Origin of the sequence: Pseudomonas sp. MYb193 (assembly GCF_002966775.1) — a bacterium.
Taxonomy (GTDB): Bacteria; Pseudomonadota; Gammaproteobacteria; order Pseudomonadales; family Pseudomonadaceae; genus Aquipseudomonas; species Aquipseudomonas paracarnis.
Genome location: NZ_CP023269.1, coordinates 2,795,529 through 2,809,906, shown reverse-complemented (window position 1 = coordinate 2,809,906; position 14,378 = coordinate 2,795,529). Strand labels below are relative to the sequence as shown.

Here is a 14,378-nt window from a genome sequence, read left to right as displayed (position 1 = left end):
GGGTTATTGATTGCATTCATGATCAGGTACACCCGAATAAGCTATGGTGCTCACAAATAGTTATCTGTGAGCCACCATGCCCTTCCTCGCCCGCACCCACCCTCGCCTCTCATCCGCCGCCGTACTGGGCCTTGCGGTCGGCCTCCTGGTGCCGGCCGACACCCTTGCCAGCAAGATCCTGATCGGCTGGAACGCCGGGGTCTGGACCTACCTGATACTGATGCTCTGGTTGACCATTCGCGCCAAGGCCGAAGACGTCAAGCGCATCGCCGAAGTCGAAGACGAGAACGCCGGCCTGGTGCTGTTCATGGTGTGCATCGCCGCCATCGCCAGCCTGGCCACCATCACCTTCGAACTGGTGGGCAGCAAGGACCTGGCCACTTCCGAACGTCTGCTGCATTACGCTTTTACCGGGCTGACAGTGATCGGCTCCTGGCTGCTGATCGGGGTGATTTTCAGCGTGCACTACGCCAGGCTCTATTACACCTGGCAAGGCAAGGAGCCGGCGCTGCGCTTTGCCGAGGGCTTGCTCACCCCCAATTATTGGGACTTCCTGTATTTCTCCTTCACCATCGGCGTGGCCGTGCAGACCTCGGACGTGGGTGTCGCCACCCGTAGCTTGCGTAAAGTGGTGCTGGGGCAATCGTTGATCCGGTTTCTGTTCAATACCGCGATCCTGGGGTTCTCGATCAATATTGCGGCCGGGTTGTTTGGTTGAGCCTACCGATAAGATCCGACGAATGGAGGTCAATACCTGTTAGTTCTGACAGTTGCCAAGCGCCTAGTTGTAGCGCGCAATAGGCACACTCAGAAGGCTAGCGGAGCAAGAACATGGGTGGGCAAGGCACATTGATCAACAATCTGTTGGGCAACGGCAGCTTTAGCAAATATGGCGCCGAATGGACCACCCAAGACACCGTGGACTACTCGCGCCAATATTGCCGGGTACTCAACGGGCAGGCCTCTCAAGCCATCAATGCCACGGCGGAAACCACCTACCTGTTGAAATTCTGGAGCCAGGTCTTGTACCAGGGCAAGGGAGAGCTTCTGATCCAGCCCGATATTCCCGGTGCCGACGTGCGAATCGCACTCAACGACTTTCATCTGTGGAGAAAACAAGAGATCCGCATCACCACCCCGCCTGCAACAACCCTCATGACCGTGGCAATCACGGGGATAGCTGGCGAAGTGTGTGTCGACGAACTGAACCTGACTCAGGATACGAGCACTCCACCTCGGCCCGAGCTGGTACTCAATGGAGATTTTTCTGCAAACAGCGACCATTGGGATACGTCAGGCTCACCGATCGGTTCAGGCAGGCACTTTGACGGGGATACGTTTCAGGCAACTTTACAAGGCCAGGCCGGCCAGACCATCGCCGTGACCGGGGGAATCACTTACGAATTTTCGTTTCGTTCCCGAAGTGAATTCGGCGGGCACGGTTTTGCCCGATTCCAGGTGACCCCTACGGGGACATTCCCGGAAATCCGTGTAGGCGCGGCTGCCTGGACAACCTACACGGCAGACCTGGCAATGCCGCCCGCCACTACGGCCGTCACGATCGTCCTGATCGGTATAGATGGCGCAGTTTTTTTTGATGATGTTTCGTTGAAACGCAAAGCCTGATCCTTCCAGTACACCCAAGCGCCTCCTACCTTGACGCGGAGTCGCGAAACTACGCAGAGGAGATGCACCTATGTCAGTCGTTCAGTTGATTCGCAAACAAAAACCAAGGATTGCCAACCGGTATTTCAAAGGCGAAATTGATGGGGCAGACTTCACTGCCAAGGTGTTTGACATAAAAAAGAACGAAGACCGATGGACCCTTACCGCCAGCAAGGTAGACGACGATTTAGTCAAACATCAAATCCAACTCGTGTTTCCTGCCTCTTTTGAAAAACGCATCTACAAGTTGGAGGAGCATCTGGACGACATCAGACTGACGTATTCGACGAACAGTTTGTTGGACCCCATCCTGAGATATGGTGCCAGCGGCCTCATTGATTTGACCACTGTAGATCCCGCGAACACCCATGTTGCTGGCGCATTGCAACACATCCTCACCCGTGACGACGGCAACCCGGTGTCCACCATCACGGCCTTGTTCGACCTGAGTTGAAACTCAGGCACTCATGACCCAGCGTTTGCTATAAACCCAAAAAAGGAAGCCGAAGCTTCCTTTTTTGGGGTTCCCACTACTACTTACCAGCTGTAACGCAGACCTACGTTTGCCCCCCATGGCTGGTCAACGTGCTTGCCTTTGCTGTGTTCGAAATCAGCGTGCAACTGCAAGTTCTGCGATACCGCGACCGACACACCCGCGCCGAACTCGGCACGCGAACCCGACAAGTCGTTATTGAACACATGTCCGTTGACCGACGCCTTGTTGTTCTTGGCAAACTCATGGGCCACGGCCGTGCGCAGGTAGGGCTGGACGATGCTGCCATCGTTCATGATGAAATCGCGCCCCACCGTCACGCCGAGTTTGCCCAGCACCGAATGGGTGTTTTCACCTTTGGCCTGCAGCCCGTTGTCCAAGCCGTATTTCTTACCTTTGACCACCACTGTCGACGCCTGTGCAAACGGTTCGACAAAGAACTCATTGTCCAGTTTTATATTACGGCCCACCTCCGCCGATGCTCCCAGACCATTGGTTCCGTACTTGCCCTTGGCCTGAACACCATCGCTCATGGCAACCTTGGCATCGTTTTCGAAGCGGTTGGCTTTGACGACGCCGTCAAAGTAGTAACCGCTGTCGGCGTTCATCCACGTCGCATACAGGCCAGCGTAGTAGCTTTTTACGGCGCCTGAAGTACCCCGGCCCAAATCCAGGTCCGAGTCACTGTGCCCTGCCATTACACCGATTAACCATTGGCTGTCTTCACTGAGCGGCGTATCCACACCCAGGGAGAACCCACGCTGAGTCTGTTTGACACCCACGCCATTGGCATCCGCTACCGAATATTTGTTGCCATAACTGCGGATCCAGCCACCGGCCATTGCGTCGTTGTGACGCAGCTCGCCCATGCGACTGCGCAACGAGCTCATCTCGCCGTACCATACGGTCGGCGCAGTGTTGAACAGCGCCAGTACCGAGCGCGTGCCCGGGCTGATGGTGCGGGCATTGGGGTCAAGGAACCAGTCATTCCCCTCCTGTTTGAGCCCGTAAGACCAGGCACCGACATCCACAGCCCCTCCCACCAGGGAGAACTGCGCGTCGCCGCCGCCGGTGTGCACGATCTGTACGTCGCCTGGCGACACGGGTTCGAGCCCCGTGCTGGCCACCAACAGGCTATGTTGGCCAGTGGCGTCCCCCGCGATATTCAGAAAGTCGTTCAAGCCTGCGGCGAAATCGGCCCCCATCACAAAAGTACCGTTGCCGCTGAGCGTGTCCAGGTTCAACTGGTAGAACTCATTGGTTTCACCAAACTTGACGGTACCACCGGCGAGGTCCAGGTCGCCCACCAGGCTATTGCCAGTCAAATTCCACAACGAGCCATCGCCTATGCTCAAGCTGCTGACGTTCATCAGGGCGCCCGTCAGCGATGCATGGTTCTGCAAATTCAAGTTGGCGGTGCTGCCGGCCTCGACGATCACATTGCCAGTCAAGTGGCTGTTATTGACACGCATATTGGCCGTGGCCGTGCCGGTGACTTCGAGCAAGTTGCCGTTGCCACCAATCAGTTGCGAACCGTTGTTTACCTCTATATTGGCCGTCGGCACCCGCCCAGGTGCACCAGCGACCAGGATCGCAGCGCCTGTCTTGCCTTCGACCGTCGAGCGATCCAGCACCAGCGAGCCATCCTGGGTAGTGCTTGATCCACGGTTAAAGCGAACGCCATTGAGTTCACCAACCAGCATGCTGTTGTTCTGGGCAAAAGCCGAACCCCCTTGCAAAAGAACACCGGTACTGTTGGCGGCAGTCCCTTGCACCAGTGAGTTATCCAGAAACAGCTCGCTGTGTTGGGAAGCAGTCACACCCGATTGCGCACCTTTTATGGTGCTGTTGCTGACATCGGCACGCGAGCCACCCGGTGTCGAGACGTAGCGGTTGAGCAGCAGGCCGGTCGATCGGGTGCTTTCCAGGTGGCTATCGGAGATCGTCGCAGTGCCATTGGTCAGCTCCATTGCCGCAACGCCTGCCCTCTCGGTTTTAACGGTTGCGTTGTTGATGGCCACCTTGGACCCTTCCTGGGCAACAATGCGTTCAATATTGCTACCGCTGTTCACGGTCAACTGAGCACCGAGTCCGAGGATTGAGCCGGCGGTGGCACCATTGACCGTCAGGCTGGAGCCGGCTTGCAGCGCCCAGTTTGTTACCGGTTCGCCAGCTTCAATCACTTTGGACTCGCCAGGCGCCACAACCTGCTGGCTTGCCTGGGCCTGTACCGCAACCCCCAGCAGCAGGCCCAGCGACGACACTTTGACGGCCGCACTTAACGGTGAGAGTTTAAAAAGATACTTGATGGACATGCTGTAACACTCGCTCTGACTAAATATGCCTAAACCCAATGGCATGGCTCGTTCCGATGGAGTGGAGCCAGACCTGTAGAGGCCGCGAGGTTATAGATCCAAGAGGAAGTGGTAAGTAGGATATATCCGAAGATTGCGGAGTAATTGAGTAGCGTATTGGTATTAACAAAACACCAAGGCGCCGTGCGCCTTGGTGCTTGCAGCTCTGCTGCTATGGCGTATAAGGATCGCCATCGCAGAAGTTGTTGGACGTCAACATTCGGACGGGAATGACTGCGGGTACTGATTTGGCCGGCGTCCCTGCGACATCCAGAGAGTACTGGAACCAAATCGAGTTATAGCTCGGCGCAACCCCCGGGACCTTAAGGTGCGGATCGAAAGGTTCAAGCTCGAAGATAAACCCATTGTCCGCCATGTTTTTATCCAATGTGAGTGATCGAGTGTCTCGAGTAGACTCTATCGGAGCATCCCCATTAAGGCCCGTCGAGGCCACGAACTCAAATGTAACTTCTACACCATCAGCGAAAAACTCAGCGCTGGGTGGAATCCAGACTTCAATGTGTTTTTCCCCCTCAGGCGTGCCTGTGCCTTGAGGCCGCAAGGATGAACACGTAATCCTGCCACGGGGGTCAACGGCCCAGGCAAGCGTGTTGCGAAACACTGCGGGATCGAGCGAGTGGATAATCGCATCGTCCACTTCAACGGACGTGCTTGGCGAAAAGTTGCTATTGGCCGCGCCAGGACGACTGACACCGTAGAAAACGGGAATGTCATCGCCATTGCCCGCGGCGGCGATCGCGTCCTTGTCTACCTCAATCATAAAGGAATCACCAGCCCCCTCGCCCGGCGCAACCGTACGCGAACCTGCCGGGTTCAGCTTGCTTCCCCAATACAGCGTAATGACCATTCCGTCTGTCGGCTGAGGGTCGGCAGCCCACAGATTAAAATTCGCCTCGATGGGGCTGGCATGATCAATGTCGGCGGAATTCAGGTAGTTTGGCGTGGGAGTAGACGCGGGGCCCACGATAGTGACAGCGTCCAGGTCTGGACTCGGGTCTCCCGGCGTAGGTGCGCCCGGCCCTTCAACACTCAGATCAACGTCAACCAATACCTCAGCATCAGGCTTATTGACTGTCCCTGTCCTGACGATTTCATAAGTGATCGGCGTCGACACCGCGCCTGTCTGAGTAGCATATTCATCCAGAATCAGTTGACTTGAGGCCGTGAACTCAAAGGGAAATACGCCATTGAGTGGCAACAACCCGGAGGATTGCGCCCCCCAAATCAACCTGTATTGATCACCAGACTCCCATGCATAGCTGGGTATCGCCAACCTTACACCCGCTTTCCAAACCTCGATATCCACCAACTCATTCTCTGGAGGCACTACGAGGTCAATAGGATCCAACACCAGGTTGGCACTGCGTTTAAGCCTGCGGCCCGTAGTGATCCTGGAAATTTCACTGAGATTCCCAGCAGCATCTATCAATCGGTAATAGCCAAAATAATTACCATCTTCAAAATCTTCAAACGCCGAAATGGGCAGGTTGAACTCCACACCGCCACTTTCCATGGGGACGCTGCCCAAGGACGGAGCATCATCGGGTGGCTGCAGAGAAGTGAACCAGACCTGCGCAACGCCATCGCCGTCTTCAAAACCCGCGTAGCTGGAAATCTCGAAGTCAAAACCTCCCGGATTAAGGTCCAGAGTAGCTTGGGTAATGTCGACCCCCAGAGGAAGCGCGGTGGGGAAAACAATCCTTGCGGGGGCCTCAGTACGACCCGATGACTTGTAAGGCCCGTATAGATCAATCCTGACGCGCTCTGCAACGGAGAAGTCCTTATAGTCAGTGTCCGAAGCGGGCTTTACCTTAAACCTGACTTCAAACTCCCCATGCCCCAGAATATTATAATCAATGGTCAACCGGACGAGCGGCTGAGTAGGGTCAGTTTCGAGAATCATCGGCTCCAGTGGTGTCCATACAGCAACCCCAACTGGGCTGTATTCAATCTGTATCTCGTCGCCAATCTCCGGAAAGCCCCCCAGGGGACAATCAACCCGCAAACCAGCATGTTCGTCCAGGTAAGGCCGCCAGATCAAACCACTTACGCCGTTGAGCGCCTGAGAAAATATCGGCGCGTCTAATTTGGGATCATCCCAACCAAGTGTCGTTATTTTTTTTGCACTGTTAATTGCCATCTTAGTTCTCCTTGCGTGTAATAAAGCGCTCAAGAAGTTCCCGGACTGATAACCACACCAGCCTCACATAAAATCACCGGCAAGCCACCTACAACCAAGTTCAGATTGAGCACACTGTAAAACAATCAACAAAGGCACAGAAAAAGTTCAGCCAACTGCTGGAGATTTTCTAATCCGGCCCATTGCCGTTCGGCCCGCAGAATACGGGATCCGAGGTTGAATACCGGCGATCGATTTTTACGTAGCGAATAGACGAACTGCCAATCCGTGTTCCGTTGCGCCATACCGTGAACTCGGCATACGCACCCGCCTCGTTCTTCATGGGCTGAACATAAGGAATATAAGGCACCACAAAAACGTGATAGCCCTGACTCTCGTCAACATCCAACCAATCTTCTTTGAACACTTCAGAGGTTTCAGCGATCGGGCGGTCACCCGCAAACCCCCAAGTGCCTTGCCATTTCAATCGGAGCTCATCGCCGACTGCAATAGCTGCATGTTTATTCACATGCACATGAACCCCCTCCCAGATAGGAGGATCGGTCTGGCAATTCAACCACCCCGTTGTGCTGGCATGCGCAAACTCAGGGCGAGGAAACCTGACCGGCGGCACTATATTAATATTCACGAACTGGTTTGGCGCCAATTGTTCATTCACGCCATTACTCGTGCGATAACTAACCGGAAAAGCTGGATTATTAGGTGTTTCGGCAACTATCTCCCAAGGCACCCCGGTAAATGTCACTAATTGCCCTGGTTTATCGTCGGACTTAACAGTGTAGGAGGCAACTGGGTCTTCTCGGTCGCCCCAGTACAAGTCCAACCACTTACCGACAGCAGGTCCCTCCGGCAAGGCCACTGTCGCCGTGACACACTGGTCCGAATCACTGAAGTCCAAGTGGTTAGCGGTATCGGAAACAGCGCCTCGAATTTCAACTTTAGCCAAGTGCCGATTGTATTCAGCCGGTGCTTGGTCATGGTCCACCCCAAATACCCGGAAGTCAGCGTCGACACGTCGTACCGGCGATGGAACAGCCGTCGCAACACCGGCACGGTAAATAAAGTACCGAACCGGAACCTGGGTCTGTAGGTAGCCATTCTGGATCAATACAGACCAGCTCACCGGGACCACTTTTGGAAAACCGTCAACCGGCTCCCTGGCCAGAAGGATTCCATTCCAACTGACGGCCACCTCGTCGGTCGGATTCCAGTCGAAATAGGCACCAAATCTCACGTTTACGCCACTGCGGGCATCCGCGCGATCAATCAGGCCGTCATAGTCATAGGCAAGCACCTCGGGCGGTTGCAGTCCACTGGGGAGCGCTTGCAGGTTGATATAGACCGGTGTTGCCCCCGAGTAATTGGACTGCTGGTTTCCTGCCCGATCGCGAAGACCGTAGCGCAAAAAACGCGGCCCATTTGGCAGTTGGCGAAACAGCCCGGAAGGCACAGGGACTATCAGCGCCTCAGTGGTGCTGACAAAGGTATGCGTATAGGCCGCCAGAAAAGGGTTTGACTCCTCAGTCTCCAACAAAAAAATCAACCCGTCGTCAAACGCCTGGCGATCCAGATAGGTCGGAATTCGCAGCTCAACGAACTCATGTTCACTGATATAGGCCTCAGTGATGCCGTTATTGGCGACCTCCGGATCGATGAACATAGGCGGCATCAGAGGAGCCATCCCACCCGGCGGCATCCAATCCAGGGTGAACGCAGTGACATGCGGGCTGTGCTCTATACCGCCCGGCCCGTCAACGTAATAACTGAGGTCATAAGAGCCGCTGATCTTCAGCCAATTACCGCCTATGGACAGTTCTACCGGGAAATCATCCTCGGTAACGGGGCCTAACAAGGGAATCGGCGGCAAGGGGTAGGCGGGTTCCGGCGTATGAGGTTTGATTGAGAAATGGACATTGTCCGTTTCGCCGTATTGTGCCGGAAACCGCCAGATCTGCTGGAGTTCAATTTTAATCGGGTGGTACAGGAACTCAGTAGGGATCAGGCCGTTGGGATCATCGGAAAACGCATCCACCACGACGGCAGCCTTGAGTTCGGACATCTGCCCTGCGCCTGTAGCGCTGACAGATGTGTTGGCTGTTTTTTTTGATCCCATCATTAGGCGCTCCTTGATTTCCACGTGGCTGAATCAATCCGCTTCGCTGGCTCAAATTAGGCGCTTGTTTCATCGCGGTGGATACTGTCAGAACTAACAGGTAGATCGCTCCACTCGTCGGACAGCCCCCGAGCGCGCCGAAGAGCAACGCTTGACGCATTGATTGAGTTGGTGTTTCCTGAAACCGGTTTCAAAGCAGCCATAACCAACTTCAGAATAAGAAAGGCCCGCGACCGTGACTCCTTTTTCCGCCGCCCAGCGCACCCGTGTCACCATGCTCGACGTCGCCCAACGCGCCGGCGTTTCCAAAGCCAGCGTGTCGCGTTTTATCGGCGATGACCGCGCCCTGCTCTCCGACGCGATCGCGCTGCGCATCGAGCAAGCCATCGAACAGCTTGGCTACCGCCCCAACCAGATGGCCCGTGGTTTGAAACGTGGCCGCACGCGCCTGATCGGCATGCTGGTGGCCGATATCCGCAACCCCTATTCCATCGCCGTGATGCACGGCGTCGAAACCGCCTGCCGTCAGCACGGCTACAGCCTGGTGGTGTGCAACACCGACCGTGATGACGAGCAAGAGCGCCAACACCTGGCGGCGCTGCGCTCGTACAACATCGAAGGCTTGATCGTGAACACCCTGGGCCATCACCTCGACCAACTGCTGGAGCTGCAACAGGAAATGCCCCTTGTGCTGGTGGACCGCAAGGTCGCGCCGCTGCACAGCGACCTGGTGGGCCTGGATAACCCGGCGGCGGTGCGCATGGCGGTGGAACACCTGGAGCTGCAGGGTTACCGCGACGTGCTGCTCGTAAGCGAGACCACCGACGGCACCAGCTCACGCCTGGAACGCCTGGAGAGTTTCAACCACGAAATTGCCAAGCGCCCGGCGTTGACAGGCGCCGTGGTTGAACTGGATGGCAACCTGGAAAAGCGTCTGCAAGCCTTTCTCGCCAACCCCGGCCCCAAGGCAGTGTTTTGCGCCAACGGCGTGGCCGCACTGGCCTGCACCCGGGTGCTCAAGGCGCTGGGCTGCGACCTGTTCGGCGAGGTGGGCTTGATCGCCCTGGATGACCTGGACTGGTACCCGTTGGTGGGCAACGGCATCACCGCCCTCGCCCAACCGACGCAAGCGATTGGCGCCAGCGCCTTCGACTGTTTGCTCAAGCGCCTGCGCGGCGATACCGCACCCACCCGCACCCTGGATTTCTTACCCGAGCTGATTATCCGCGGCTCGACGCCCCCTTATGACCCTGGCTTTACTGTGGCGAGGGAGCTTGCTCCCGCTGCGGTGCGAAGCGCCGCCAAGAGCCGGTGACTGCTGCGCAGTCAAACGGGAGCAAGCTCCCTCGCCACAAGCAGTCAGTGTGTTCTTGTTGATAAAAATGAAACCGGTTTCAGAGGTAAACAACAATGCATAAATACCCCGTCTCCATCAGCCTTTCCAGCTACGGCGCCGACCTGGTTCGCCAGCAGGGCCAATTGAGTTTTGTCGCGCTGCTCTGCGCTGCCGGTGCCCAGCGCATTGAATGGCGTGAGGAGCTGCTGACCGACGAACACCCCGCCACCCTGGCCCAGGCCGCTGCCGCGCAAGGCCTGGACAGCGTGTTTTCCTCGCCCCTGGAACTCTGGGTCGCCGGCCGTGCCCAGCCCAATGCCGACCTGGCCGCTACCCTGGACCGTGCCCAGGCCTTTGGCTCGGGCTGGCTGAAGGTGTCCCTCGGTTACTTCACCGACACAAACGACATGGAAAGCCTGCACGCCCTGCTCAATCGCCACCCGGTCAAGCTACTGGTGGAAAACGACCAGACCCTGCACGGCGGGCGCATTGAACCGATGCAACGGTTTTTTACCGAAGTCGAACGCCGGGGCCTGCCGGTGAAAATGACCTTCGATATCGGTAACTGGCAGTGGCAAGACCAGTCCGCGCTCACTGCTGCGCGGTTGCTGGGCCGGCATGTGGACTACCTGCACTGCAAGGCTGTGGCCCGTCGCGCCGATAGCAAGCTCGTCGCCTTGCCACCGGGCGCCACCGACCTGCATCTGTGGGAACAACTGCTTAAACACATGACTCAAGGTATTACGCGCGCGGTGGAATTTCCGTTGCAGGGCGATGACCTGATCGAGGTCACCGCACAACAGGTCGCGACCCTGGCCCGCCTTGGCCAACCCCATGTGGAGAACGCCCATGTCTGAGATCGATATCCTCTCGTTTGGCGAAACCATGGCGATGTTTGTCGCCGAACAGACCGGCGACCTGGCGCAGGTCGGGCAGTTTCACAAACGCATTGCCGGCGCCGACAGCAACGTCGCCATCGGCCTGTCGCGCCTGGGGTTCAACGTGGCGTGGCTGAGCCGCGTGGGTAACGACTCCCTCGGGCGTTTTGTGGTCGATACCCTTAGCAAAGAGGGGCTCGATTGCAGCCATGTGGCCGTCGACCCACTGCACCCCACCGGCTTTCAACTCAAGTCTCGGGAAGAGGCCGGCGCCGACCCTCAAGTGGAGTATTTTCGCAAAGGCTCGGCGGCCAGCCACCTGTCCATCGATGCCATCCATCCGACACTGCTGCAAGCCCGCCATCTGCACGCCACCGGCATTCCGCCAGCGCTGTCCGATGCCACTCGCGCACTGTCGTTCGAGCTGATGACCCAAATGCGCAAGGCCGGGCGCAGTGTGTCGTTCGACCCGAACCTGCGCCCGTCCCTGTGGGCCAGCCAGGCGCAGATGATCCGCGAAATCAATGCGCTGGCCGCTTTGGCCGACTGGGTCCTGCCGGGCCTGGGCGAAGGTCGTCTGCTGACCGGTTTTGACGACCCGCAAGACATCGCCGCGTTCTATCTCGACAAGGGCGCCGAAGCCGTGGCGATCAAGCTCGGCGCCGAGGGCGCCTATTACCGCACCCATATGGACCAGGGTTTTGTCGCCGCCGTACCGGTGGTCAAGGTCGTGGATACCGTGGGCGCCGGCGATGGCTTTGCCGTGGGCATGATCAGCGCCCTGCTGGAAAACTTGAGCTTCCCCGAGGCCGTACAGCGCGGTAACTGGATCGGCAGCCGCGCCGTGCAGAGCCGTGGCGATATGGAGGGTTTGCCGACCCGCGCTGAATTACCCACCCGATCCGTTGCGTGACCCATTACCTGTTGCCACAACTACAACAAGCTCAGGAGCAACCCCATGGAAACCGTGAAACTCGCCACCCGTCGCTGGTGGTACATCATGCCTATCGTGTTTATCACCTACAGCCTGGCCTACCTCGACCGCGCCAACTACGGCTTCGCCGCCGCGTCCGGCATGGCCGAAGACCTGATGATCACGCCAGGCATGTCTTCGCTGCTCGGCGCACTGTTTTTCCTTGGCTACTTTTTCTTCCAGGTGCCGGGGGCGATCTACGCGCAAAAGCGCAGCGTCAAGAAACTGATCTTCGTCAGCCTGATCCTCTGGGGCGGCTTGGCGACGCTGACTGGCGTGGTGTCCAACGCCTACATGCTGATCGTCATCCGCTTCATGCTCGGGGTGGTCGAGGCCGCCGTGATGCCGGCCATGCTGGTGTACCTGTGCCACTGGTTCACCCGTGCCGAACGCTCACGGGCCAACACTTTCCTGATCCTCGGCAACCCGGTCACCATGCTGTGGATGTCGGTGGTGTCGGGCTACCTGGTGCAGCATTTCAGCTGGCGCTGGATGTTCATCATCGAGGGCCTGCCGGCGGTGTTGTGGGCGTTTATCTGGTGGAAGCTGGCCGATGAGCGCCCCAAGGATGCCAAGTGGCTGAGCGACGCCGAAAAGCACAGCCTGGAAACCGCCCTCGCCGCCGAGCAGGTGGGGATCAAGGCCGTGAAAAACTACGCCGAGGCATTCCGTTCGCCCAAGGTGATCATTCTCGCGTTGCAGTTTTTCTGCTGGAGCATTGGCGTGTACGGCTTCGTGCTGTGGTTGCCATCGATCCTCAAGGCCGGTTTGCAGATGGACATGGTCGAAGCCGGCTGGCTCTCGGCCCTGCCCTACCTGGCGGCGGTGATTGGCATGCTTGTGGTGTCCTGGGGTTCGGACAAGCTGCAGAAACGTAAGCGTTTTGTCTGGCCGCCGCTATTGATTGCGTCGATTGCCTTCTACGCGTCCTACGTGCTGGGCGCCGAACACTTCTGGTGGTCCTACACCCTGCTGGTGATCGCCGGGGCCTGCATGTATGCACCCTACGGCCCGTTTTTCGCCATCGTCCCGGAAATCCTCCCAGCCAACGTCGCCGGTGGCGCCATGGCGCTGATCAATAGCATGGGCGCCCTGGGCTCGTTCGGTGGCTCGTACCTGGTGGGCTACCTCAACAGCAGCACCGGCTCGCCCGGCGCTTCGTACCTGCTGATGAGCGGCGCGCTGCTGCTTTCCGTGGTGCTGACGATTTTCCTCAAGCCCGGCGCCAGTGACCGCTCGCCGACGCCAACCCTGGAATTGAAGGTAAAAACCTCATGAAAAAGTCTGTCGTGCTGTACAAAAAACTGTCCGCGCCGCTCATGGCTCGCCTGCACGAGCAGGTCGACGTCACGCTGATTGACGCTCTGGATGAAACCGGCCTGGCCAAGCTGCGCGATGCCCTCCCCACCGCCCAAGGCCTGCTGGGTGCAAGCCTGCGCCTGGATGCCCAGTTGCTCGACCTGGCACCCAAGCTGGAAGCAGTGGCCAGCGTCTCGGTGGGCGTCGACAACTACGATATCGATTACCTGACCCAACGCGGCATCCTGCTCAGCAACACCCCGGACGTGCTCACCGAAACCACCGCCGACACCGGCTTTGCGCTGATCCTGGCCACCGCCCGGCGCGTGGTAGAGCTGGCCGACATGGTGCGCGCCGGCCAATGGAACAAAAACATCGGCCCGGCGCATTTTGGCAGCGATGTACATGGCAAGACCCTCGGCATCATCGGCATGGGCCGCATCGGCGAAGCCCTGGCCCAACGCGGGCATTTTGGCTTCGGCATGCCGGTGATCTACCACAGCCACTCGCCCAAGCCGGCGGTTGAAGCACGCTTTGGCGCGCAGTACCGCAGCTTGCAGGACTTGCTCAAAGAGGCTGATTTTGTCTGCCTGACCCTGCCGTTGACCGCTGAGACCGAGAAGTTGATTGGCGCCGAGGAATTCGCGCTGATGGGGCCGGAGACGATTTTTATCAATATCTCCCGAGGCAAGGTGGTGGACGAGGCGGCACTGGTGCAGGCGTTGCAGCAACGCACTATCCGAGCGGCGGGGTTGGATGTGTTTGAGAAGGAGCCGCTGGATCACGCGTCGCCGTTGTTGCGGTTGAACAATGTGGTAGCCACGCCGCATATCGGCTCGGCCACCCATGAGACGCGGGAGGCGATGGCCAAGTGTGCGGTGGAGAATCTCCTGGCGGCATTGGCTGGCGAAAAGCCGGTAAACCTGGTGAATCCAGGGGCATGGCGGCACTGACACAACACAAGAGCAAAGGTGGAAGCTGGCTTGCCTGCGATAGCCATAGGTATCTACACAACTCTGAAGCGATCGACGGTAACCACGATGCTAAGCGAGCCGCTCTTGATCTTGATCTGGCTTTTGATCTGAAGCGCCCCGTCAAACCACGCT

Annotated in this window: 11 protein-coding genes; 8 read left to right on the top strand and 3 right to left on the bottom strand. The window is 57.8% G+C overall.

Features of this window, described 5'->3' with window-relative positions; all coding sequences use genetic code 11:
* The first annotated feature begins 76 nt into the window (after positions 1-76).
* From CLM72_RS12925 to CLM72_RS12915, 3 genes are all read left to right on the top strand, one after another.
* Complete coding sequence (locus CLM72_RS12925) at positions 77-718, top strand: DUF1345 domain-containing protein (RefSeq protein ID WP_105226703.1); 642 nt, start codon at positions 77-79, stop codon at positions 716-718.
* Positions 719-831: 113 nt separating this feature from the next.
* A complete protein-coding gene (locus CLM72_RS12920; protein ID WP_105226702.1) occupies positions 832-1,626 on the top strand; it encodes a hypothetical protein in 795 nt (264 codons plus the stop codon).
* Between the two features lie 70 nt (positions 1,627-1,696).
* On the top strand, positions 1,697-2,119 hold the full coding sequence (locus tag CLM72_RS12915; RefSeq protein WP_105226701.1) for a hypothetical protein: 423 nt from the start codon (positions 1,697-1,699) through the stop codon (positions 2,117-2,119).
* Between the two features lie 83 nt (positions 2,120-2,202).
* Here the strand turns inward: CLM72_RS12915 and CLM72_RS12910 are convergent, their stop codons facing one another.
* The 3 genes from CLM72_RS12910 to CLM72_RS12900 form a co-directional block, all read right to left on the bottom strand.
* The gene (locus CLM72_RS12910) at positions 2,203-4,473 is read right to left on the bottom strand and encodes an autotransporter outer membrane beta-barrel domain-containing protein (RefSeq protein WP_105226700.1); all 2,271 of its coding nucleotides are present in this window, start codon (positions 4,471-4,473) and stop codon (positions 2,203-2,205) included.
* A 211-nt stretch (positions 4,474-4,684) separates the two neighbouring features.
* Positions 4,685-6,673 carry a hypothetical protein gene (locus CLM72_RS12905; protein ID WP_105226699.1) on the bottom strand — a complete coding sequence of 663 codons (1,989 nt, stop codon included), beginning with the start codon at positions 6,671-6,673 and terminating at the stop codon, positions 4,685-4,687.
* Positions 6,674-6,842: 169 nt separating this feature from the next.
* On the bottom strand, positions 6,843-8,789 hold the full coding sequence (locus CLM72_RS12900; protein WP_105226698.1) for a hypothetical protein: 1,947 nt from the start codon (positions 8,787-8,789) through the stop codon (positions 6,843-6,845).
* A gap of 232 nt (positions 8,790-9,021) precedes the next feature.
* Here CLM72_RS12900 and CLM72_RS12895 point away from each other — a divergent pair, with 232 nt between their 5' ends.
* The 5 genes from CLM72_RS12895 (at position 9,022) to CLM72_RS12875 (ending at position 14,225) form a co-directional block, all read left to right on the top strand.
* Positions 9,022-10,101 (top strand): LacI family DNA-binding transcriptional regulator, encoded by a 1,080-nt coding sequence (locus CLM72_RS12895; protein ID WP_305888531.1) that lies wholly within the window; start codon positions 9,022-9,024, stop codon positions 10,099-10,101.
* A 95-nt stretch (positions 10,102-10,196) separates the two neighbouring features.
* Positions 10,197-10,979 carry a sugar phosphate isomerase/epimerase gene (locus CLM72_RS12890; protein WP_105226697.1) on the top strand — a complete coding sequence of 261 codons (783 nt, stop codon included), beginning with the start codon at positions 10,197-10,199 and terminating at the stop codon, positions 10,977-10,979.
* Positions 10,972-11,913, top strand: coding sequence for a sugar kinase (locus tag CLM72_RS12885; RefSeq protein ID WP_105226696.1), 942 nt, complete (start codon positions 10,972-10,974; stop codon positions 11,911-11,913). The genes CLM72_RS12890 and CLM72_RS12885 overlap by 8 nt, the downstream gene beginning before the upstream one ends.
* Before the next feature lie 45 nt (positions 11,914-11,958).
* The gene (locus tag CLM72_RS12880) at positions 11,959-13,251 is read left to right on the top strand and encodes an MFS transporter (protein ID WP_034127684.1); all 1,293 of its coding nucleotides are present in this window, start codon (positions 11,959-11,961) and stop codon (positions 13,249-13,251) included.
* Positions 13,248-14,225 (top strand): D-glycerate dehydrogenase, encoded by a 978-nt coding sequence (locus CLM72_RS12875; protein WP_105226695.1) that lies wholly within the window; start codon positions 13,248-13,250, stop codon positions 14,223-14,225. The genes CLM72_RS12880 and CLM72_RS12875 overlap by 4 nt, the downstream gene beginning before the upstream one ends.
* Positions 14,226-14,378 lie beyond the last annotated feature (153 nt).